This is a genomic window from Halovulum sp. GXIMD14793 (assembly GCF_054457435.1).
Map to the genome: position 1 here is coordinate 23,483 of NZ_JBTLNE010000018.1, position 20,884 is coordinate 44,366.

The 20,884-nt window shown below is 58.9% G+C and carries 24 protein-coding genes; 20 read left to right on the plus strand and 4 right to left on the minus strand.

What is annotated here, in order from left to right:
• The first annotated feature begins 62 nt into the window (after nucleotides 1-62).
• The gene (locus ACW9UQ_RS06800) at nucleotides 63-977 is read left to right on the plus strand and encodes a LysR family transcriptional regulator (protein ID WP_458930292.1); all 915 of its coding nucleotides are present in this window, start codon (nucleotides 63-65) and stop codon (nucleotides 975-977) included.
• Nucleotides 978-1,107: 130 nt separating this feature from the next.
• On the opposite strand, the gene ACW9UQ_RS06805 is transcribed toward ACW9UQ_RS06800, so the two are convergent.
• Nucleotides 1,108-2,016, minus strand: coding sequence for a LysR family transcriptional regulator (locus tag ACW9UQ_RS06805; protein ID WP_458930253.1), 909 nt, complete (start codon nucleotides 2,014-2,016; stop codon nucleotides 1,108-1,110).
• A gap of 226 nt (nucleotides 2,017-2,242) precedes the next feature.
• Between ACW9UQ_RS06805 and ACW9UQ_RS06810 the strand changes: the two genes are divergently transcribed.
• A complete protein-coding gene (locus ACW9UQ_RS06810) occupies nucleotides 2,243-2,377 on the plus strand; it encodes a hypothetical protein (RefSeq protein ID WP_458930254.1) in 135 nt (44 codons plus the stop codon).
• Nucleotides 2,378-2,442: 65 nt separating this feature from the next.
• The gene (gene purL / locus ACW9UQ_RS06815) at nucleotides 2,443-4,623 is read left to right on the plus strand and encodes a phosphoribosylformylglycinamidine synthase subunit PurL (RefSeq protein WP_458930255.1); all 2,181 of its coding nucleotides are present in this window, start codon (nucleotides 2,443-2,445) and stop codon (nucleotides 4,621-4,623) included.
• A 246-nt stretch (nucleotides 4,624-4,869) separates the two neighbouring features.
• Here the strand turns inward: purL and ACW9UQ_RS06820 are convergent, their stop codons facing one another.
• On the minus strand, nucleotides 4,870-5,082 hold the full coding sequence (locus ACW9UQ_RS06820) for a MerR family transcriptional regulator (protein ID WP_458930256.1): 213 nt from the start codon (nucleotides 5,080-5,082) through the stop codon (nucleotides 4,870-4,872).
• A 209-nt stretch (nucleotides 5,083-5,291) separates the two neighbouring features.
• Here ACW9UQ_RS06820 and ACW9UQ_RS06825 point away from each other — a divergent pair, with 209 nt between their 5' ends.
• From ACW9UQ_RS06825 to grxD, 3 genes are read left to right on the plus strand one after another with little or no spacing between them, the layout of a single operon-like run.
• Complete coding sequence (locus ACW9UQ_RS06825; protein ID WP_458930257.1) at nucleotides 5,292-5,537, plus strand: BolA/IbaG family iron-sulfur metabolism protein; 246 nt, start codon at nucleotides 5,292-5,294, stop codon at nucleotides 5,535-5,537.
• The gene (locus tag ACW9UQ_RS06830; protein ID WP_458930258.1) at nucleotides 5,534-5,707 is read left to right on the plus strand and encodes a hypothetical protein; all 174 of its coding nucleotides are present in this window, start codon (nucleotides 5,534-5,536) and stop codon (nucleotides 5,705-5,707) included. The genes ACW9UQ_RS06825 and ACW9UQ_RS06830 overlap by 4 nt, the downstream gene beginning before the upstream one ends.
• Nucleotides 5,708-5,762: 55 nt before the next feature.
• The gene (gene grxD / locus ACW9UQ_RS06835; RefSeq protein WP_458930259.1) at nucleotides 5,763-6,134 is read left to right on the plus strand and encodes a Grx4 family monothiol glutaredoxin; all 372 of its coding nucleotides are present in this window, start codon (nucleotides 5,763-5,765) and stop codon (nucleotides 6,132-6,134) included.
• Here the strand turns inward: grxD and ACW9UQ_RS06840 are convergent.
• Both ACW9UQ_RS06840 and ACW9UQ_RS06845 read right to left on the minus strand, forming a co-directional pair.
• Nucleotides 6,122-6,508, minus strand: coding sequence for a cell division protein ZapA (locus tag ACW9UQ_RS06840; protein ID WP_458930260.1), 387 nt, complete (start codon nucleotides 6,506-6,508; stop codon nucleotides 6,122-6,124). The two genes, grxD and ACW9UQ_RS06840, sit on opposite strands and share 13 nt — an antisense overlap.
• Nucleotides 6,508-6,747, minus strand: coding sequence for a hypothetical protein (locus tag ACW9UQ_RS06845; protein WP_458930261.1), 240 nt, complete (start codon nucleotides 6,745-6,747; stop codon nucleotides 6,508-6,510). The genes ACW9UQ_RS06840 and ACW9UQ_RS06845 overlap by 1 nt, the downstream gene beginning before the upstream one ends.
• A 214-nt stretch (nucleotides 6,748-6,961) precedes the next feature.
• On the opposite strand from ACW9UQ_RS06845, the gene tkt reads away from it, so the two are divergent.
• The 14 genes from tkt (at nucleotide 6,962) to ppk2 (ending at nucleotide 20,810) form a co-directional block, all read left to right on the plus strand.
• Nucleotides 6,962-8,980 carry a transketolase gene (tkt, locus tag ACW9UQ_RS06850; protein ID WP_458930262.1) on the plus strand — a complete coding sequence of 673 codons (2,019 nt, stop codon included), beginning with the start codon at nucleotides 6,962-6,964 and terminating at the stop codon, nucleotides 8,978-8,980.
• A gap of 6 nt (nucleotides 8,981-8,986) precedes the next feature.
• Entirely contained in the window at nucleotides 8,987-9,130 is a 144-nt protein-coding gene (locus ACW9UQ_RS06855; RefSeq protein ID WP_458930263.1) for a glyceraldehyde-3-phosphate dehydrogenase, read from the plus strand.
• A 9-nt stretch (nucleotides 9,131-9,139) separates the two neighbouring features.
• Nucleotides 9,140-10,330: a phosphoglycerate kinase gene (locus ACW9UQ_RS06860; protein ID WP_458930264.1), complete on the plus strand. Its 1,191-nt coding sequence runs from the start codon at nucleotides 9,140-9,142 to the stop codon at nucleotides 10,328-10,330.
• 67 nt (nucleotides 10,331-10,397) lie between these two features.
• Nucleotides 10,398-11,177, plus strand: a complete 780-nt coding sequence (locus ACW9UQ_RS06865; protein ID WP_458930265.1) for an SDR family NAD(P)-dependent oxidoreductase — start codon at nucleotides 10,398-10,400, stop codon at nucleotides 11,175-11,177.
• Between the two features lie 148 nt (nucleotides 11,178-11,325).
• Complete coding sequence (locus ACW9UQ_RS06870) at nucleotides 11,326-12,255, plus strand: class I fructose-bisphosphate aldolase (protein WP_458930266.1); 930 nt, start codon at nucleotides 11,326-11,328, stop codon at nucleotides 12,253-12,255.
• Nucleotides 12,252-12,941 (plus strand): GNAT family N-acetyltransferase, encoded by a 690-nt coding sequence (locus tag ACW9UQ_RS06875; protein WP_458930267.1) that lies wholly within the window; start codon nucleotides 12,252-12,254, stop codon nucleotides 12,939-12,941. The genes ACW9UQ_RS06870 and ACW9UQ_RS06875 overlap by 4 nt, the downstream gene beginning before the upstream one ends.
• Nucleotides 12,942-12,945: 4 nt before the next feature.
• On the plus strand, nucleotides 12,946-14,289 hold the full coding sequence (locus ACW9UQ_RS06880; protein WP_458930268.1) for a phenylacetate--CoA ligase family protein: 1,344 nt from the start codon (nucleotides 12,946-12,948) through the stop codon (nucleotides 14,287-14,289).
• A gap of 103 nt (nucleotides 14,290-14,392) precedes the next feature.
• Nucleotides 14,393-14,698 carry an FtsB family cell division protein gene (locus tag ACW9UQ_RS06885; protein ID WP_458930269.1) on the plus strand — a complete coding sequence of 102 codons (306 nt, stop codon included), beginning with the start codon at nucleotides 14,393-14,395 and terminating at the stop codon, nucleotides 14,696-14,698.
• Between the two features lie 143 nt (nucleotides 14,699-14,841).
• Complete coding sequence (gene pdhA / locus ACW9UQ_RS06890) at nucleotides 14,842-15,867, plus strand: pyruvate dehydrogenase (acetyl-transferring) E1 component subunit alpha (RefSeq protein WP_458930270.1); 1,026 nt, start codon at nucleotides 14,842-14,844, stop codon at nucleotides 15,865-15,867.
• A complete protein-coding gene (locus ACW9UQ_RS06895) occupies nucleotides 15,864-16,412 on the plus strand; it encodes a hypothetical protein (RefSeq protein ID WP_458930271.1) in 549 nt (182 codons plus the stop codon). The genes pdhA and ACW9UQ_RS06895 overlap by 4 nt, the downstream gene beginning before the upstream one ends.
• A gap of 81 nt (nucleotides 16,413-16,493) precedes the next feature.
• A complete protein-coding gene (locus tag ACW9UQ_RS06900) occupies nucleotides 16,494-16,883 on the plus strand; it encodes a VOC family protein (protein WP_458930272.1) in 390 nt (129 codons plus the stop codon).
• A 1-nt stretch (nucleotide 16,884) separates the two neighbouring features.
• Nucleotides 16,885-18,258: a pyruvate dehydrogenase complex E1 component subunit beta gene (locus ACW9UQ_RS06905; protein ID WP_458930273.1), complete on the plus strand. Its 1,374-nt coding sequence runs from the start codon at nucleotides 16,885-16,887 to the stop codon at nucleotides 18,256-18,258.
• A 12-nt stretch (nucleotides 18,259-18,270) separates the two neighbouring features.
• Complete coding sequence (locus tag ACW9UQ_RS06910; protein WP_458930274.1) at nucleotides 18,271-19,569, plus strand: pyruvate dehydrogenase complex dihydrolipoamide acetyltransferase; 1,299 nt, start codon at nucleotides 18,271-18,273, stop codon at nucleotides 19,567-19,569.
• Nucleotides 19,570-19,934: 365 nt separating this feature from the next.
• The gene (gene ppk2 / locus ACW9UQ_RS06915) at nucleotides 19,935-20,810 is read left to right on the plus strand and encodes a polyphosphate kinase 2 (RefSeq protein ID WP_458930293.1); all 876 of its coding nucleotides are present in this window, start codon (nucleotides 19,935-19,937) and stop codon (nucleotides 20,808-20,810) included.
• Nucleotides 20,811-20,884: the final 74 nt, after the last annotated feature.

Sequence of the window (20,884 nt, forward strand, 5' to 3'; positions counted from 1 at the left end):
CAGGCAATGCGGATAACGAAATTCCGTGACATCCAACAAGGGAGACGCCAATGCCAAGCGGCATGGACTGGGACAAGCTGAGAATTTTTCATGCCGTGGCCGAAGCCGGCTCCCTGACCCATGCAGGCGAAACCCTGCATCTTAGCCAGTCCGCTGTGTCCCGCCAGATCCGCGCGCTGGAAGAAAGCCTTGATGTCATTCTGTTCCACCGCCATGCCCGCGGCCTGCTCCTGACCGAACAGGGCGAGTTGCTGCTGGATGCGACCCAGAAAATGCGCAAGCAACTGGCCGCAACCACAGCACAGATCCGCGACACATCTGACAAGATCATGGGGGAATTGCGGGTCACCACGACCATCGGTTTCGGCACGCTTTGGCTGGCCCCGCGGCTGAACAAGCTTTATGACAGCTATCCGAACCTGAAAATCGACCTGATTCTTGAGGAACGCGTCATGGATCTGCCCATGCGTGAGGCCGATGTCGCCATCCGCATGAAAGAGCCAAGTCAGGCCGATCTGATCCGTCGCCGCCTGATGGAAGTGTCACTGCGTTTTTACGCCATGCAAAGCTATCTGGACCAGAACGGCGTGCCGAAAACCGCCGAAGATCTGACAGAGCATCGCCTGATCTCTCAAAGCGTAAATTCACCGCAGGTCAGCGCGGGCCTGCAATGGATTGAGCCGTTCCTGTCAAAGGCGACCAAGAGCCATCTAAAGGTGAACAACTATTTCGGCGTGCTGCAGGCGGTGATCAACAACTTAGGTATCGGGGTTCTGCCGCATTACGTCGCCGCGGACTTCCCCGATATGGTGCACGTGCTGCCACAAGAAAGCAGCCAGCCGATTCCCGTCTACCTCGCCTACCCCGAGGAATTAAGGCAATCGCGGCGCGTTGCGGCATTTCGTGACTTTGTTGTTCAGGAAATCGCCACATTCAAGAAAGACAATGCATTCGATCCAGAGCTGACGCCGCAATAAGTCCATAATCTGTGGCCTTTTTGCAGCTATGCGCTCAGCAGATAACGGGTATGCAGCATTTCTGGCATGTTAGCGCTTGCAGCGACAGCAACCATTACCTATTTTCAGTCTCGAAGGCGCTGATGCGCTTTCACCTCCCTGTTGGACTTAGGCCGAGCATCCGCTCGGCCTTTTTTTCGCGTTTTAGCCAGCGGATGAAGTCTTTGGCCGCGGAACGCTGCGGTCCTGGCCTGGTAACAAGGTAGTATCCCTGACCCATTTCTTCGCTGCTCCGCAAAATGACCAGGGCTCGGCTGTCAAGATGTGGGCGAATAAACTCCGTTGTCACCGCAGCAATGCCATAGCCATCCAACAGCGCTGGCAGAATCAGATTTCCGGGCATCGCTGTCACCGCGCCCCGCGCTGTCTTGTCCACACCCAGCGTGGCAAGCCATCTGCTGACCTCGTCCGAGCCTTCTTCTTCAAGCCAGCGATACCGGGCCAGCGCGGCAGCATCCTCGGGCGGCGGGTCCCCCACCAGCAAAGGGGCGCCGACAATCACATGCTCGGCGGGTAAAAGCATTTCAGCCTCAAGCCCCGGCCAGTTGCCTGCACCGTAACGGATTGCAATATCGCACGCCCCATCCTCAAGACTGACCAACGCCCCGGTCGGGTTCAGCACGATATCAGCATCGGGGCTTTGCGCCAGATAACTGCCAAAACGCGGCATGAACCAATGAGTTGCAAAATTCGGCGTCATGGTCACCTGCAATGGTCGCACGGCCCTGCGATGGGTCATGGTGGTCACGGCATCCGCAATGGCATCAAAGCTGCGGCTGAGCGTGGCGGCCAGTTCTAACCCGTCCGGCAGCACGCGCACGCCCCTGCCCTGACGCTCCACCAGTCGGGTCGTAAGATCACGCTCCAGCCCGCGCACCTGCTGGCTGACCGCGGCCGGCGTCACATTCAGTTCCCGTGCGGCGGCTGAGAAACTTTGTAAACGGGCCGCTGCCTCAAAGGCGCGCAACGCGGCCAGCGGGGGCATTTGACTCCAATTCATATGTTACCTCAGCTAATATTTTGAAAATTTAGTTTGCTCGATTTTCTCAACCATACAGGCATATTGAGGCATATCAAACAGCAAAGTTAAAAGCCATGCTACACCTTTTCTTTTGCGCCCTGCGCACCGCCTCACGCTTTGATGCGCTGGAAAAAGAGCGTCAGGCGGCCTTTCGCCCGGCCCCACCACAACGGCGCAGCAACCGCCCTACCAGAAAGGACCAGACATGTTAGGTATTCTGTCAGACGTCATGTTCACGGCCACACGGGTTAAGCCCACCGGGCGCGATACCCCGGCCCGCCCGGAAGATCAGCGCAGGCACCGCTGGCACCCGCAGGCGTGTAAGTCGGACCAGCGATAACTGTCGCTTGCATTCGCCGGGCGCGCCGCGCTAACAGGTCGCAACCTGACAGCGATGAGGGCGGCATGAACCCCGAGATCACCCCCGACATTACGGATGACCTGATTGCCGCCCATGGCCTCAGCCCCGACGAATACGCCCAGATCATCCGCCTTTTGAACCGGAAGCCGAGCTTCACCGAACTCGGCATTTTCTCGGCGATGTGGAACGAGCATTGCTCTTATAAGTCGTCCAAGAAATGGCTGCGCACCTTGCCGACCGAAGGCCCGCAAGTGATTTGCGGCCCGGGCGAGAATGCTGGTGTCGTCGATATTGGCGATGGTCAGGCGGTGGTGTTCAAGATGGAGAGCCACAACCACCCCTCCTATATCGAACCTTATCAGGGGGCAGCCACCGGTGTGGGCGGCATTCTGCGCGATGTGTTCACCATGGGCGCGCGCCCGATTGCCGCGATGAATGCCCTTAGCTTTGGCGCGGTGGGTCACCCAAAGACCCGTCGCCTGCTGGCTGGCGTGGTCGAGGGGATTGGCGGATATGGCAACTGCTTCGGCGTGCCCACCGTCGGGGGCGAGCTGCGCTTTGATCCCGCCTATAACGGCAATTGTCTGGTCAATGCCTTTGCAGCAGGCTTGGCGGATGCCGACAAGATTTTCTATTCCGCCGCCTCGGGCGTCGGCATGCCGGTGGTTTATCTGGGCGCAAAAACCGGGCGCGACGGCGTTGGCGGGGCGACCATGGCCTCGGCCGAGTTTGACGACACGATTGAAGAAAAGCGCCCCACCGTTCAGGTTGGCGATCCTTTCACCGAAAAGCGCCTGATGGAGGCCACGTTGGAGTTGATGGCTACGGGTGCTGTTATCTCCATCCAGGATATGGGGGCTGCGGGCCTGACCTGTTCGGCTGTGGAAATGGGCGACAAGGGCAATCTGGGCGTGCGGCTGGATCTGGAAAACGTTCCCGTCCGCGAAGAGAACATGACCGCCTATGAAATGATGCTGTCCGAAAGCCAGGAACGCATGCTGATGGTCCTGCGCCCGGAAAAAGAGGCCGAGGCGAAGGCGGTGTTCGACAAGTGGGATCTGGATTTCGCCATTGTCGGCGAGACCATCGCAGAGGACCGTTTTCTGATCATGCATAACGGCGCGATCAAAGCCGACCTGCCGCTGAAAGCCTTGTCCGGCACCGCCCCGGAATATGACCGGCCCTGGGAACCGACACCCGCCGCCGATCCGCTTGGCCCGATCAATCATGTAAGCGCGGCAGAGGCATTGCTGACCATCATGGGCAGCCCCAACTATGGATCGCGCGCATGGGTGTACCAGCAATATGACATGACCGTTGGTGCTGATACCGTGGTTCTGCCCGGTGCGGATGCCGGTGTCGTGCGGGTGCATGGCACCCAAAAGGCGCTGGCCTTTACCGCGGATGTCACCCCGCGCTACTGCAAGGCCAACCCGGTCGAGGGTGGCAAGCAAGCCGTCGCGGAAGCCTATCGCAACCTGATCGCCACCGGGGCCAAACCCTTGGCGACTACCGACAATCTGAATTTTGGCAATCCCGAAAAGCCCGAGATCATGGGCCAGTTTGTGGGCTGCATCAACGGCATTGGCGCGGCCTGTTCCGCGCTGGATATGCCCATCGTTTCGGGAAATGTCAGCCTTTACAATGAAACCGATGGTGCCGCGATCCTGCCGACGCCAACCATCGGCGCGGTTGGCCTGCTGTCGGATATCTCGCAGGTGCTACGCACCGCCCCGGAGCAGGGCGATGTTCTGATTATGATCGGCAAAACGGCCCGCCACCTTGGCCAGTCCGCCTATCTGGCGGAGTGCCATGGCCGGGCCGAGGGCGATGCGCCGCCCGTCGATCTGGACGCAGAACGCCGCAACGGTGAGGCCGTGTTGGCCCTGCGCGATGCCGGTCTGATCCGAGCGGCACATGACATCAACGATGGCGGTCTGGCCGTCGCCGCTGCCGAGATGGCGTTGGCCGGCGATACCGGCGTTGTCATCGGGGCTGAGGATATCGGCACCTTGTTTGGCGAAGATCAGGGCCGCTACCTGCTGGCCTGCGCTGCGGGCAAGGCGGCGGAGGTTCTAAGCCTATGTGAGCAACGCAACGTCGCCGCGACCTCTGCCGGGCGGTTCGAAGGCACGGAGATCGTCCTGGGCAGTAGCGCCCAGTCCGTATCTCTGAAAACCCTTCGCCAAACCCATGCGGACGCACTGCCGAAGCTGTTTACCTAAAGCGTTTCGGGATAAACCTGAGACAAAAGATTATCCTGAAACGCAGTGATAAGCCTATATGGTGTACGCGTTTCGATTTTATGTGATGTCTCAAGGTAAACTCGAAACGCTTTAAGCCTCCAGCCTGCCCGCATAGACCTTCATATTGCACACCAACTACGCGCTGCAGCCTCTGACGCCCTCTGCCGCGACCAGGACGCGATGCGCCGCCAGCCGCAACAGCCTGTCATCCCCTTCAAGCAAAGATCAGATTTTGGACAAAGGCAGGCCAATCTGGCAGTAAAGCAGGATTTCCTGCAGCCGCAACGCCTCCTCCGCCCGGTAAACGCGATAACCATTCAGGGCTGTACCTGCCGGTTTCAGCAAGCCGATGGCATCGTAGTGATGCAGCGTGCGCACCGTAACACCGGCGGCCTTGGCCAGATCACCGACGGAATATGCCTCGATTCGTTTCGTCATGGTTCCTTCATCGAGCCTTACGAAGCGTTAGAGCGTCATGCGAAAAACCTGAATCATCTAACGCTGCCTGAAATCAGAGATTTCAACGCGTTAGATGATACGTGATGCCTCAGGTATTTCGCGAGACGCTATAGGGTCAAGTGCTATGTCCACTTGAAGAACCTCCCCCGCTGCCATACCTTTAGAAAACAAGGAAAAGGAAGCTGACCATGGCGATGCAGGCCGCCGAAATCGAAAAACTGATCCGCGATGCATTTCCAACCGCCCGGGTTGAGATCACGGATCTTGCTGGCGACGGCAACCACTATGCCGCCACGGTCGAGGCGACGGAGTTCGCCGGACTGACCCGGGTGAAGCAGCATCAGATGGTCTATGTCGCTCTGAAAGGTAAAATGGACGGATCGGCGGGCGAATTGCATGCTCTGGCACTGACAACCAAGGCGGTGGAACCATGAATTACTGGGTACTTTCCCTTGTTTTTGGCATATGTGCGGTGATCGTCGCCCTTTATCTTTTGAAGCGCACACAGAACCGCACCACCCCAAGGACCAAAGAGAACGAGATCATCATCGGTGATAGCGAGGATGGGCCGGTGGTCAAAAAGGGCCAGGTCGACGAAGATTGACCTGGCATGCAATCATACCATATGCGGGATCAGATCGAAACACGGATATTCAGATATGAGCACAGACACGCAGCAGGCCATTCAGGCCGATATCGACGCCAATGACGTGGTCCTTTTCATGAAGGGCACATCTGCGATGCCGCAATGCGGGTTCTCCGCCAAGGTTGCAGGCATCCTGAACTATATGGGCGTGCCCTATAAAGACGTGAACGTGCTGGCGGATGAAGAGATGCGCAACGGCATCAAATCATTTTCTGACTGGCCCACCATCCCGCAGCTTTATGTCAAAGGCGAATTCGTCGGCGGCTGCGATATCGTGGTTGAGATGACCTTGTCCGGCGAATTGGACGAAATGCTGGACATCAAGGGCGTCGCTTTTGACAAGGACGCCGCGGCCAAAATCCGCGAGGCCAATCAGCCTGCCTGAGCGCTCGCGCGTTTGGCGATCTCTTCCAGCACGCTGGTCACCCGTTCCAACAAATCATGCGCCGCGCGGGCATCCTCCTGCGCGGTTTTTAATGCGCCATCATCGACGGACACCGCCTCGCCTTCAGCCAGTTGTGCTTCAAGCTTTTCGATGCGCTGATCGCGCAACCGCGCGCTTTGCTCGGCCTCGGTCAGTTTGTCAGCCAGCATAAGACCGGTCAGCAGCAACAGACGCGATTCCGGCAGACGGTTATCGGCCAGCTTCGATGCCTCTACATCCAGAATTTGCGCCGCGCGTTCCAGATGCGCCTCTTGTCCGGCATCGCACATGACATCAAAATTGCGACCGCCGACCTTTAACGTAACGCTGGGCATCAGTTTACTTCCTCGATCAGCGGCTCAAGCTGGCGCAACAGGGCATCCAGATCGGCCATATCCTGATCCCGCTTGGCTTGCAGCGCGTTAAGGTCTTTGCTCAGCTTCGCATTTTCTGCGCTCAGAGCCGCGGTTTTCGGGTCCTCAGCGCCACTGGCAGAGCTTTTCTTTGCTAATGCTGTCTGGATGGCCGCTAGTGCGGCCTCAAGTCTTTCCTCTAAAGCACTCAATTCGCTCATATCTGACCCTTTCAGCGCCAGAAAACCGTATCCACCGCAGAAGATCAACGCAAAACTGACACAGGCATGAATTGCACCGTTTCTTCGCCAAAAATCGCGGTCAGTGGCGCGTTTTGCCCGCCCAAGCGCCTTGACCCCTGCCTGTTGATGCGTATCAGTGCCGGTGACCTAGCCAGCGGGCCCGCCCCGCGCCGATTTCAAAGGATCCTGCCCCGTGAAAATTGATGAGCTTCGTACCCAGCACCCCGACCACTGGCAACGTGCCGCCGCCCTGCGCGTGCTGGCCATGGATGCCGTGCAGGCAGCAAAATCCGGCCACCCCGGAATGCCAATGGGGATGGCGGATGTGGCAACGGTTCTGTTTGAGAAGCACCTGAAATTCGACGCAAGCGCCCCGGATTGGCCGGATCGCGACCGGTTCGTGCTGTCCGCTGGACATGGCTCTATGCTGCTTTATGGGCTACTGCACCTTACCGGCTATCCGGAAATGACGCTGGATCAGTTAAAAAACTTCCGCCAGCTTGGCTCAATCACCGCAGGTCACCCGGAATATGGCCATGCCCCGGGGATCGAGACGACAACCGGCCCGCTGGGTCAGGGGCTGGCCACTGCGGTTGGCATGGCTATGGCTGAAACCTCCATGGCGGCACGTTTCGGCAAGCCGCTGGTCGATCACTATACCTATGTGATCGCCGGGGACGGCTGCCTGATGGAGGGCATCAGCCAGGAGGCGATTTCCTTTGCCGGGCGACAAAAGCTGAAAAAGCTGATCGTGCTGTGGGATAACAACAACATCACCATCGACGGCACTGTTGAGATTTCCGACGCCACAGATCAGATCAAGCGTTTCAAGGCCTCGGGCTGGAAAACCATCGACATTGACGGCCACGACCCAGAGGCAATTGATGCCGCATTGGCCGAGGCAAAAACCTCGACCCGGCCCACGCTGATTTCCTGCCGCACCCATATCGGCTATGGCGCACCGACCAAACAGGACAGCCCCAAGGCCCATGGTGCGCCGCTGGGGGATGAGGAAATCGCTGCCGTGCGCAAGGCTTATGGCTGGGAGCACGGCGCGTTTGACATCCCTGCCAAGCTGAAAACCGAATGGGAAAAGATCGGCAGCAAAGGCTCTGCAGACCGCGCGGACTGGATGGCACGGCTTTCGGAAGCCTCGGACCGCAAAAGCAAGGCCTTTGAACAAGCTATCTCAGGCGAGGTGCCAAACAAGCTGCGCACTGCCCTGCGCAGCTTCCGCAAGCAGATCGCGGAAGATGCCCCCAAGGTTGCCACACGCAAATCCTCGGAAATGGTGCTTGAGGTAGTGAACAAGGTCCTGCCCACGACGATTGGCGGTTCCGCTGATCTGACCGGGTCGAACAACACGCTGACCGATGGGCTGGGTGTGTTCGACACCGGTTCGCGCAAGGGTCGCTATGTATACTACGGCATCCGCGAACATGGCATGGCCGCTGCAATGAACGGCATGGCCCTGCATGGCGGTGTGTTGCCTTATGGTGGGACCTTCATGGTCTTTACCGACTACGCGCGACCGGCCATGCGTCTGTCTGCCCTGATGGGCGTGCGCGCCATCTATGTTATGACCCATGACAGCATTGGTCTGGGCGAAGATGGCCCGACCCACCAACCGGTGGAGCATCTGGCCGCGCTTCGCGCCATTCCGAACCTCCAGGTCTTCCGCCCCGCCGATACGGTGGAAACCGCCGAGGCCTGGGAACTGGCGATCCGTTCGCCTGACAGGCCAAGTGTTCTGGCCCTGACCCGTCAAGGATTGCCGACCTTGCGGACCGAATACAAGCCGCAGAACCTGTCGGAACGCGGTGCCTATATCCTGGCAGAGGCCGATGGAAAGCGTCAGGCGGTGCTGCTGGCCACCGGGTCCGAGGTGGAAATCGCCATGGCCGCGCGCGATCTGCTGCAAAAGCAAGGGATCGGCACGCGCGTTGTCTCTGTACCGTCGATGGAGTTGTTTGCAGAACAGCCCGAGGCCTACCGCATGCGCGTTCTGCCGCGTGGCCCGGTGCGGGTCGCGGTTGAAGCGGGCATCCGGCAAGGCTGGGATCGCTGGCTGCTGGGCGAGCGGGGACGCGATCACAAGGCCGGGTTTGTCGGTATGGACAGCTTTGGTGCCTCGGCCCCGATAAACGACCTGTACCAGCATTTTGGCATCACCGCCGAGGCCGTTGCCGCCAAGGTCAAAGAGCTGCTTTAACCGGTCATGCGCCTGATCACCGCCCTTGTCGTCGTGGCCCTGGTCGGTGGTCTGGCAGCGCTGGATTATTACTATTGGGACGCTCAGGCGGTAACGTTTCTGGGCAAGCAACTGGTTCGCATTACCGACTGGATACGGTTCTGGCGATAGGAGGGGCATATGGGGTTCAAAACGCTGGATGACATGGAACTGGATGGCAAGACCGTCCTGACCCGGGTCGATATCAATGTGCCGATCAAGGAGGGTGAGGTTACCGATACCACCCGGATCGACCGGATCGTGCCCACCGTGCGCTCTATCCTGGCGGCGGGCGGCAAGCCGGTGCTGCTGGCGCATTTCGGACGCCCCAAGGGCAAGGTGGTGCCGGATATGAGCCTTGAGGTCACCCGCTCTGCCTTGGCGCATGCGCTGGCGGCGGAGGTAGTTTTTGCCGATGATTGTATCGGCGAGGTGGCCGAGGCCGCGATTGAGGCCGCCACGTCGGGTCAGGTCGTTCTGCTGGAAAACACCCGTTTTCATCCCGGAGAGGAAGCCAACGATCCGGGCTTTGTCAAGGCTCTGGCGGCGCTTGGCGATATCTATTGCAATGACGCCTTTTCCGCCGCGCATCGCGCCCATGCCTCGACCGAAGGCATCGCCCATCTGTTGCCGTCCTGTGCCGGACGCCTGATGCAGGCGGAGTTGGAGGCCCTGCAAAAAGCACTGGCCAACCCGGAGCGCCCGGTGATCGCAGTGGTCGGCGGGGCCAAGGTTTCGACCAAGCTGGACCTTCTGGGCAATCTGATCGACCGGGTTGACCGCATCGTGATCGGTGGCGGCATGGCCAATACGTTTCTGGCCGCGGATGGCGTCGAAATCGGCACATCCCTTTGCGAGCATGACCTGCTGGACACGGCCCGTCAGATCGCCGCGGATGCGAAAGCCGCGCATTGCGAATTGATCCTGCCCGTGGATGTCGTTGTGGCCGATAAGTTTGAGGCCGGTGCACCCTCGGAAATCGTCGCGACCGATGCCTGCCCGGCAGATAAGATAATCCTCGATGCCGGGCCAAAATCGGTTGAGCGGATTGTCGCGGCCTTTGAAGCATCGCGCACCCTGGTCTGGAATGGTCCCCTCGGGGCGTTTGAGATCAAACCCTTCGATGCGGCGACGAATGCTGCAGCCCTGGCAGCGGCCGCCCTGACCCGTGATGGCAAATTGCTAAGCGTGGCGGGCGGTGGGGACACGGTTGCGGCTCTTAACGGTTCGGGCGCGGCCGAAGACTTTTCCTATATCTCGACCGCTGGCGGTGCGTTTCTGGAATGGCTGGAGGGCAAGACCCTGCCCGGTGTCGCTGCACTACAGACCTGAAACCTCTTGCTCGAACGCCCCTGTCCTTTACATAGCATAGAAAGGGGCTGAAACGGAGGATTCGACCATGGCAACCGGCGGATGGGTTCTGATTACAGGGGCATCAAGCGGCATTGGGGCGGCCATGGCCGAACTGGTCGTCGAACGGGGCCGCAAGGTCATCCTGACCGCCCGCTCCACCGACAAGCTGGAGGCATTGGCCGAAAGCCTGCGCGCAAAAGGCGGCACGGTCGAAGTGATACCGGCCGACCTGTCGAAACCGGCGGATGTCGACCGACTGTGGTCCAAGGCCAGCCAGGACCGCAAGATCAACTTCCTGATCAACAATGCCGGTCTGGGCAGCTACGCCCCGCTTGCCCAATCCGACTGGGACCGCGAACGGCTGTCGATTGAGGTCAACGTCATCGCCCTGACCCGTCTGTGTCAGTTGGGCGTCCAGCACATGGCCGACCAGGAGGGTGGGCGTATCCTGAATGTCGCCTCTGTCGCGGCCACCCTGACCTGCCCGGATATGGCGGTTTACGGTGCGACCAAGGCTTACGTCCTGCATTTCTCTAACGCGCTGCGGGCCGAAGTGGCGGATCAGAACATCACTGTCACCACCCTTTGCCCCGGCCCCACATCTACGGAGTTTTTCCAGGGCGCGCAAATGACCGACCTGCAGATGGTCAAAAAAGGCAAACATGCCACGCCCCGCAAAGTCGCAGAACGCGGCTATTTCGCGGCCATGCGCGGTCGCCCCGTCGTCGTGGAGGGCACGCTGAACTCAATCGCTTATGCCGCCTCAAGCGTTCTGCCAACGGGGTGGATGGCAAAGATTGCAAAAGGACAGATGGGCACACAGTAGGTCGAAAAGCCAAGAAATGTGCCTGAAGATCGGACAAGATACAGGCTGATTGTCGGTTTTCTAACACGAACCGGCATCGCGCCGAGTTGACCATACGCCACCGCTTCGCTATCGCAAGGCCACCTTTTTCAACAGGACAGGTGGCTTAATGAAATCCTCTCAGATCGTCAAAAAGATCCTTGCCAATTACGAAGGCGAGACGCCCGGCGTCAAAGCCAATCTTAACCGCATCCTAATGACCGGCAAGCTGGGCGGCACCGGCAAGATGATCATCCTGCCCGTCGATCAGGGGTTCGAACACGGCCCCGCCCGCAGCTTTGCCCCGAACCCGCCCGCCTATGATCCGCATTACCATTACAAGCTGGCGATTGACGCGGGGCTGAATGCCTATGCCGCCCCATTGGGCATGATTGAAGCAGGGGCGGATACCTTTGCCGGACAGGTGCCGACGATCCTGAAGGTAAACTCTGCAAACTCGCTGATCCCGAAAGAGGCCCCCAAAACGCAAGCAATCACTGCCAGCGTCGATGACGCCCTGCGGCTGGGCTGTGCGGCGATTGGCTTCACGGTTTATCCCGGGTCGTCCATGGCGCTTGATATGTTCTCGGACATTGCCGAGATGCGACGCGAAGCGGCTGCCAAAGGCATCGCGACGGTGATCTGGTCCTATCCGCGCGGCGAAGCGCTGGACAAGGATGGCGAGACAGCCGCCGATATCTCGGCCTATGCAGCACAGATCGCGGCCCTCTTGGGCGCGCATATCATCAAGGTCAAACTGTCCACCGATCACCTGTCCCTGGCTGAGGCGAAAAAGGTCTATCAGGACGAAAAGATCGACATTTCCAGCCAGGCCGCCCGCGTTGCTGACGTCATGCGCTCTGCCTTTGAAGGGCGCCGGATCGTTGTTTTCTCTGGCGGGTCCAAGAAGGGCACGAATTCCGTCTATGACGACGCCCGCGCCATCCGCGACGGCGGCGGCAACGGCTCCATCATCGGGCGCAACACGTTCCAGCGGGAACGCGGCGAAGCGCTGGAAATGCTGGGCAAGCTGATCGACATCTATAAGGGCCGCGAATGAGCGACCAACTGCCCCTTGGCGCACCCGTGCCAAACTGGGCCGGCGCAACGCCGGCCCAACCGGCCCCGATGCAGGGCCGCACCTGCCGCCTTGTGCCGTTGGAAGCCGCCCATGCTGAGGATCTGTTCAACGCTTTCACGCTGGATACCGAGGGGCGCAACTGGACCTATCTGCCTTATGGGCCGTTCGATGAGCTTAGCGCATTCAGCGATTGGCTGGCCGGACTAACGGGCAGCACTGATCCGCTGTTCTTCGCTATCCTCGACCCGGGCGGCCGCGCCATCGGCATGGCCAGCTATCTGCGCATCGCGCCAGAGCCCGGCACGATCGAGATCGGTCATATTCACCTGTCCCCCGCCCTGCAACGCCACACGGCGGCTACTGAGGCGTTGGCCCTGATGATGATGCGGGCTATGGATGATTGGGGCTATCGGCGTCTGGAATGGAAATGCAATGCGCTGAACAAACCGTCCTGTAACGCTGCGGAGCTGTTGGGCTTTACCTATGAGGGCACATTCCGCAATGCGGGTGTGGTCAAGGGGCGCAACCGGGACACCGCCTGGTATTCGATCACCGATGCCGAATGGCCTGCTATTTCCCGCGCCTTGAAAACATGGCTGTCGCCAGAGAATTTCGATGCCAATGGCAGACAAAAAACGCGCCTGAACGACGTGATACAGGGCTGACGCTTTGTCGCTGGCGCTGAAACTGCGCATGATCCCCAAGATCATCGCTGCACGACGTCGAAATCGCTGGCCACGCGGCCAAATCGAAACCTATCAGAAGCAGGCGCTCCGCCGGTTGGTCACCTATGCCAGCGCCCGGTCCGAGTATTACAAGGGCCTGCAAGATGCTCCGTTGGCAGAGCTGCCGGTTCTGACCCGCGAAACGCTCAGCACCAACTGGGACAAGATCGTCACGGATCGCCGCCTTACCCGTGACGGCGTGTTTGCGTTTCTGTCAGACGCCCCGCCGCCGCAAGCCCGGTTGCTTGGGCGATATCGGGCAATGGCCACCTCTGGCTCCACCGGCGCGCGGATGCCCTTTGTCTACAGCGAGGCCGAATGGGCGCATGTGATGGCGAGCGTCGCGCGGCTGGCTCATTGGCGCGGCGGGCTGAGGGCAACCGGCAAAAGGCTGGTCTCTGTCGTCAACTCTGCCGAAGGCTCCAACGCGGGGGCGCCAATGTCCTGGGCCTTTGCTCATAGCCTAAAAGACCTGGGCCATAGCATCGCTGTGATCGACCAGTCCCGCCCCCTGCCCGACATCATCGCAGAGCTGAACAGGCTGCAACCGGACGCGCTGTCCAGCTTCCCCTCCACCCTGATCCTGCTGGCCGAGGCGCAGGTGCGCGGCGAGCTGGCACTGTCCTTACAGAGCATAAACTCATCGGCCGAGGTCCTGTCGACAGAAACCGCCCTTCTGGTCGAACGCGCCTTTGGCTGCCGACCGCATAACGGTTACGCAATGACCGAATGCGGCGTGCTGGCCGCAACCTGTGCGCGGCGCAGCGGACTGCATCTGGCCGATGACATGACATTGGTCGAATGCGTCGATGAAACTGGGCAGCCTGTGCGCCCCGGCGCGGAAGGTGCCCGGGTCCTGATCACCGTCCTGTGGTCCCGGACCCTGCCTTTGATCCGGTATGAGGTCACCGATCGGCTGCGGATGGCCGACGCGCCTTGCGGCTGTGCCCTGCCCTTTCCACTGATCGAGGATGTGAGTGGTCGCAGCGCGGATCTGATCCGCCTTCCGGGTGTGGCAGGCGATGTGCCGGTGCTGGCCTGGCAAGTACAGCGCGCGCTTTACGGGCGCGGCGTGCTGACCTGGCAACTGGGATGGTCGCGCGAGGTGCTGCACCTGACCATTGTGCCGGATCAGGGCGCAGAGGTTAACAGCATCCGCTCTGCGCTACGCGATGAACTGACCAAAATAGGTGTCAGTCCGGCAGTTGATGTCCGCGTCGAGACCGCGCCAGAAATCAGCACCGAAATCAGCGGCAAACTACGTCGTTTCATCCCGCTGGAGTCCTGAAGGCAACATTTATTGCAAAAATCGCAAATTAGGGGATTCACAGCGCGAATCACCTCTGTCATACTGCCTCAAAACCGCCGACAGAGCGGAAAGAGGCAGGTAAATGTACGCAGACCAAACCCCACGTTCGGGCCTTTTCGGGGCCGCTTTCGCAATCTTCGTTATCGCGATGATATGCTATTTCACCTATGCGGCCATTCAGGGGAACTATGGGCTGTTCCGCCTGATTCAGGTCGAAGCGCAGGAAGAAATGCTTGAGCAGGACCTGGCCGTACTACGCGCCGAACGGGCCGTGATTGCGAACAAGGCGCGGCGACTGTCGACGGATTATCTGGACCTCGACCTTCTGGACGAACAGGCCCGCAAGGTTCTGGGTCTGGCACGCGGCGACGAGATCATCATTCGCTGATCTGCCCAAACAGCGCCTGAACACAGGCTGCATGTAAGTCAGCGCTTTCAAATATCACTAAATTCAATTCCGGCGTGCCATTCTGAAAATCATAGTGTATACTATAAGTTAAGTATTAAACTATCTCTGCCGAGGAGGACAGAATGGCCACCAGCACAAGGCGCAAAGCCGCCTCGAAAAAGAATCTTTCCGCCGAAGAACTGCTGCGCTTCTACCGTCAGATGCTCCAAATTCGCCGGTTCGAGGAAAAGGCCGGCCAGCTTTATGGCATGGGTCTAATCGGCGGGTTCTGCCACCTTTATATTGGGCAAGAGGCCGTCGTCGTCGGGCTGGAGGCCAGCGTCAAAGAGGGTGATCAGCGCATCACCACGTATCGCGACCACGGCCATATGCTGGCCTGCGGCATGGACCCCAAAGGCGTGATGGCCGAACTGACCGGCCGCGAGGGGGGGTATTCTCGCGGTAAGGGTGGCTCGATGCACATGTTCTCGAAGGAGAAAGAGTTCTATGGCGGCCACGGCATCGTCGGGGCCAATGTGCCGCTTGGCGCAGGGATTGCCTTTGCCAATAAGTACCGCGGCAATGACAATGTCTGCTTTACCTATTTCGGCGATGGCGCAGCCAACCAGGGCCAGGTGTATGAGACGTATAACATGGCCGAGCTGTGGGATTTGCCCGTTGTTTTCGTGATCGAAAACAACCAATACGCCATGGGCACCTCGACCAAGCGCGCCACCAAGTCCAAGACGCTTTATGAACGCGGCATCGCCTATGGCATTCCCGGCGAACAGGTTGACGGCATGGATGTACTGGCGGTGAAAGCGGCTGGCGAAAAGGCAGTGAAACACTGCCGGGCTGGCAAAGGCCCCTACATCCTGGAGGTGATGACCTACCGCTATCGCGGCCACTCCATGTCCGATCCGGCCAAATATCGGACCCGCGAAGAAGTCCAGAAAATGCGGGACGAGCGCGACCCAATCAACCACGTGCGCGACCTGCTGCTTGTCGGCAAACATGCCACGGAAGATGACCTCAAGCAGATCGACAAAGAGATCAAGGCACAGGTCAACGACGCCGCCCAGTTCGCACAGGAAAGCCCGGAACCGGCCCCTGCAGAACTTTGGACAGATATTTATATGGACACAGCCTCGCAGGAGAAAAGCGCATGAAAACACTCTTCGCACACGCCGCAGTTCTTTGCGTTGTTGCCTCTGGCCTCAACGCACAAACCGTCGATGAAACGCTTGTTACGTTGAAAGAGGCGTTTGACTGGCAGGGCGAAAGCAGCAGCAACCTTGACGGCTTGACCAGCATAACGCTGGTGCCTAACGGATGTACTTTTACCTTTGATGCAATGGGCGAGATCGACGGCGTGTTGCTGAAAGGACAAATGACGGTCCCCTTCAAGGATATCGATCTGCAAACGCTAGAGTATGCTGAACCCTCGAACGGCCTTATCTTCCGGTTCAAAACGAAGGAAGATAGAAAAACCATCCTTACAGTTGCTCAGGCCTCCGGCTCAGGACCGCTTTTGGATCAAATCCGTGCATCGGCAAAAGATGAGCCTGAGAATATTAGCTGCGACGAAGAAAAATGCGAATTGAACAAAACGACCTATTACACTTCATCCACCAGTCTTGGTGTGATTTCAGATGATCGACAACTTGTTGTTATCGAAGCAATCAAGACTCTCGAAGGTCTGTGTCAGGAATAAAGCTCATAAGGCCGGCCGCGTACACAAAGACGCAAAAGACAAAAACTCTGAACGAACATCTACGCGTAAGGAGATCCAGATATGCCACATTTCGAAATCCACGCCGTGGATGTAGAGCAGGCCAAGGCCTTTTACGCTGGCCTGTTCGGCTGGCAGTTCACACCGATGCAAGGTGCCGAAGATGCGCAATACCACCTGATCCAGGGCGATCAGATCGGTGGCTCTCAGCCCCTGACAGGTGGTCTGATGGCCCGCATGGGACCAGCGCCCCAGCCCGGGGCACCCGTCCGTGGTGGAACCATGACATTCGAGGTTTCCGATTGTGATGAACGCTACAACTGGGCGCTGTCCAATGGCGGCAGCGAAGCCCTCCCCCCGCAGGATTATCCAGGCATTGGCCGGTGTGCCTATGTGGAGGACGGACAAGGAAATATCGTCGGGATGATCACACCCGAACAGGAAGGTGCTTGATATGGCAACACAAATACTCATGCCCGCGCTGTCTCCTACTATGGAGGAAGGCACGCTTGCCAAATGGAACGTCAAAGAAGGGGATAACATCTCTTCCGGCGATGTGATTGCCGAGATCGAGACCGATAAGGCCACCATGGAATTCGAAGCCGTAGACGAAGGCATCATGGGCAAGATCCTGATCGCCGAGGGCAGCGAAGGTGTGAAGGTCAACACCCCGATCGCCGTGCTGGTTGAGGAAGGGGAGGAGGTCACCGACACGCCGGTTGCCAGCCCGCCAGCCAACACCGCTCAGGCTCCCGCTGAAAACGCGCCCGCGCCCGCCGCGGCGGCTGCAGCCTCGGTCGCCGCCGCCGCTACCCCAGATGACCCAGATTTGCCCGCTGGCACCACCTTCGTGACGAAAACCGTCCGCGAAGCTTTGAACGAAGCCATGGCCGAGGAAATGACCCGCGACGAAGATGTCTTCCTGATGGGCGAAGAGGTTGCCGAGTATCAGGGCGCATACAAGATTTCCCAGGGCCTCTTGGAGAAGTTCGGCGAGAAACGCGTCATTGACACCCCGATTACCGAACATGGTTTTGCCGGGATCGGGGTCGGGGCGGCCTATGCAGGCCTCAAACCGATTGTCGAGTTCATGACATTCAATTTCGCCATGCAGGCGATTGACCAGATCATCAACTCTGCCGCCAAGACGCTTTATATGTCCGGCGGGCAGATGAATTCCCCCATCGTGTTCCGGGGTCCCAACGGCGCGGCAGCACGGGTCGGCGCGCAGCATTCGCAGGATTATGCCGCATGGTATGCACAGGTCCCCGGCCTGAAGGTCATCCAGCCCTATTCCGCTGCGGATGCTAAGGGATTGTTAAAGGCAGCAATCCGCGACCCCAACCCGGTGATATTCCTGGAAAATGAGATCCTCTATGGCCGCAGTTTCGACGTGCCAGAGGTGGAGAATTACACCCTGCCCATCGGCAAGGCCAAGATCTGGCGCGAAGGCACCGATGTCACCCTTGTCAGCTTTGGCATCGGCATGACCTACACGCTGGAAGCGGCAGACGAACTGGCGGGCATGGGCATCAGTGCCGAGGTGATCGACCTGCGCTCCCTCCGCCCGATGGACACCGATACCGTGATCAAAAGTGTGCAGAAAACCAATCGCTGCGTCACGGTCGAAGAAGGCTGGCCTGTCTGTTCCATCGGCAACCATATCTCTGCCGTGCTGATGCAGGACGCCTTTGATTATCTGGATGCTCCGGTGATCAACTGCACCGGCAAGGATGTCCCCATGCCCTACGCAGCCAATCTCGAAAAACTGGCGCTGACCACCACTGCTGAAGTCATCGAGGCGGTCAAAGCCGTCACCTACCGGTAAGGAGCGCGCACTATGCCCATCAATATCCTGATGCCCGCCCTGTCGCCCACAATGGAAGAGGGCACACTGACCAAATGGACCGTCAAGGAAGGCGACAGCGTTGCCTCCGGTGACGTGATCGCCGAGATTGAAACCGACAAGGCAACGATGGAGTTCGAAGCCGTCGACAAAGGCGTGATCGGCAAGATCCTCGTCGCAGAAGGCACCGAAGGCGTGAAGGTCAACGACCTGATCGCCGTGCTGTTGGAAGATGGCGAAAACGCTGACGATATCAGCGACACCCCCATCCCGGCGGCCCCAGCCGCCGCAGATAACGAGGTGGCCCCCAGCGGGGGCGCCGAGGCGCCCGCCCCTGCCCCCCAAACACCGACGCCGACGCCATCTGCACCCACGGTCAATCCAGGCGACCGCGTCTTCGCATCCCCCCTGGCCCGGCGCATCGCCAAGGACAAGGGTATCGATCTCAGCACCATCAAAGGCTCAGGCCCCAAAGGCCGCATCGTCAAGGCAGATGTCGAGAACGCCCAGCCGGGTGCCGCCCCGGCCAGCAGCACCGCCACTCCGGCTACCGCACCGACAGGCCCCACAACAGAAACCGTCAGGAAGCTCTACGCAGACCGCACCCACGAGGAAGTTTCTCTTGACGGTATGCGCAAAACCATCGCGGCACGCCTGCAGGAAGCCAAACAAACCATCCCGCATTTCTACCTGCGGCGCGAATTTGCCCTGGACGACCTGCTCGCCTTCCGCGCCCAGCTCAACAAAGGGTTGGAAACACGCGGCGTCAAACTCTCAGTCAACGATTTCATCATCAAGGCCATGGCCATGGCACTGCAGGATGTCCCTGACTGCAACGTGGTCTGGGCGGGCGACCGACTGCTTAAGTTCAACGCCTCCGATGTCGCTGTTGCCGTCGCCATCGAAGGTGGCCTCTTCACGCCAGTGATCCGCGATGCAGACAGCAAAACCCTGTCAACCATCTCCGCCGAGATGAAAGACCTCGCCGCCCGCGCCCGCGACCGCAAACTTGCCCCACATGAATATCAGGGCGGTGCAACAGCAGTCTCCAACCTCGGCATGATGGGCATCGAGAATTTCGACGCCGTCATAAACCCGCCACACGCCTCGATCCTTGCCGTCGGCGCAGGTATCAAAAGACCACTCGTAAACGCTGACGGTGCTGTCGCTGTTGCCACGATGATGTCCGTCACCCTCTCTGTCGACCACCGGGCAATCGACGGTGCACTGGGCGCAGAGCTGCTGCAGGCCTTTGGTGCCTACATAACCAATCCAATGACGATGCTGGCCTGATAAAATGCGCCGCCTAGCGGCGGCAAGACAGTCAGTGGCCTTCGGCCCGAGCCTGCCGGCGGCCCCCTCCGGGGCGGCCCTGCCGGGGGCGGATATTTGAAGAACAGTGAAGATGGGGACGGCACCTCCCCTTCATTGTTCCCCAAATATCCCCGCCGGAGGCATGGCCTGAATGGGCCATTCAGCAGTTGATCCGGATCAATGCACATAAGATCAAAATGCCGCACACTCTCCCGAAACAAGAAGAGAGTTCCTCCGTGACAACATTACCGTCGGCGTCCAATTCTGAAGCCAAAAAGCCAACTGCAGTCACCAAAGCGGAGGCTGAGGTTGAGACTCAATCGCCGACGACAGAACACCAGCACATGTCCCTGTCTGAGCGCCGCCATGACCCCGAAGCAATCCGCGAAGTTTTTGAGACCGGCGAATATCCCTACAAAACCAAGATTGATGGTCGCAGTTATGAAACACACAAGGCCGAATTGCAGATAGAACTTCTGAAACTTCAGGATTGGGTCAAAGCACAGGGTAAGAAAGTTGTCATCATTTTTGAGGGCCGTGATGCCGCCGGCAAGGGTGGCACCATCAAGCGTTTCATGGAGCATCTCAATCCGCGTGGCGCCAAGGTTGTGGCCTTGGACAAGCCCAGCGAAAGAGAACGCTCGCAATGGTACTATCAGCGTTACATCCAGCATTTACCGGCTGCTGGTGAAATCGTTCTGTTTGACCGATCCTGGTACAATCGGTCCGGTGTCGAAAGGGTCATGGGGTTCTGCAACCCGCAGGAATATCTCGAGTTCATGCGCCAAACCCCGGACTTCGAACGTATGCTGGTCCGCTCTGGCATTCTGCTGTTTAAATATTGGTTCTCTGTAACTCAGGACGAGCAGCGCCGCCGGTTTGAATCGCGCAAGCTTCAGCCGCTGAAGAAATGGAAACTGTCACCGATTGACAAGCAATCGCTTGACAAGTGGGACGACTATACCGAGGCGAAGGAAGCCATGTTCTTTTACACAGACACCGCCGACGCTCCCTGGACGGTGGTGAAATCCAATGACAAGAAGCGCGCTCGCTTAGCTTGTATGCGCCACTTTCTCTGGTCGCTCCCATATCCGAACAAAGACACACATGTTGTCCGCCCGCCGGATCCACTGATCCTTGGCTCAAGTGCGGCCGTGATCGGCAATTCAGAGCGTATCCTGGGACGCCCACTGCATCCCGATATAGGGCTTAGAAAATAAAGCCACGCGCCGATAGGGATTCAACTCGCCATGCGACATTAGAAAGCAGTGCCGCGACCTTCTGCACCCCGGTC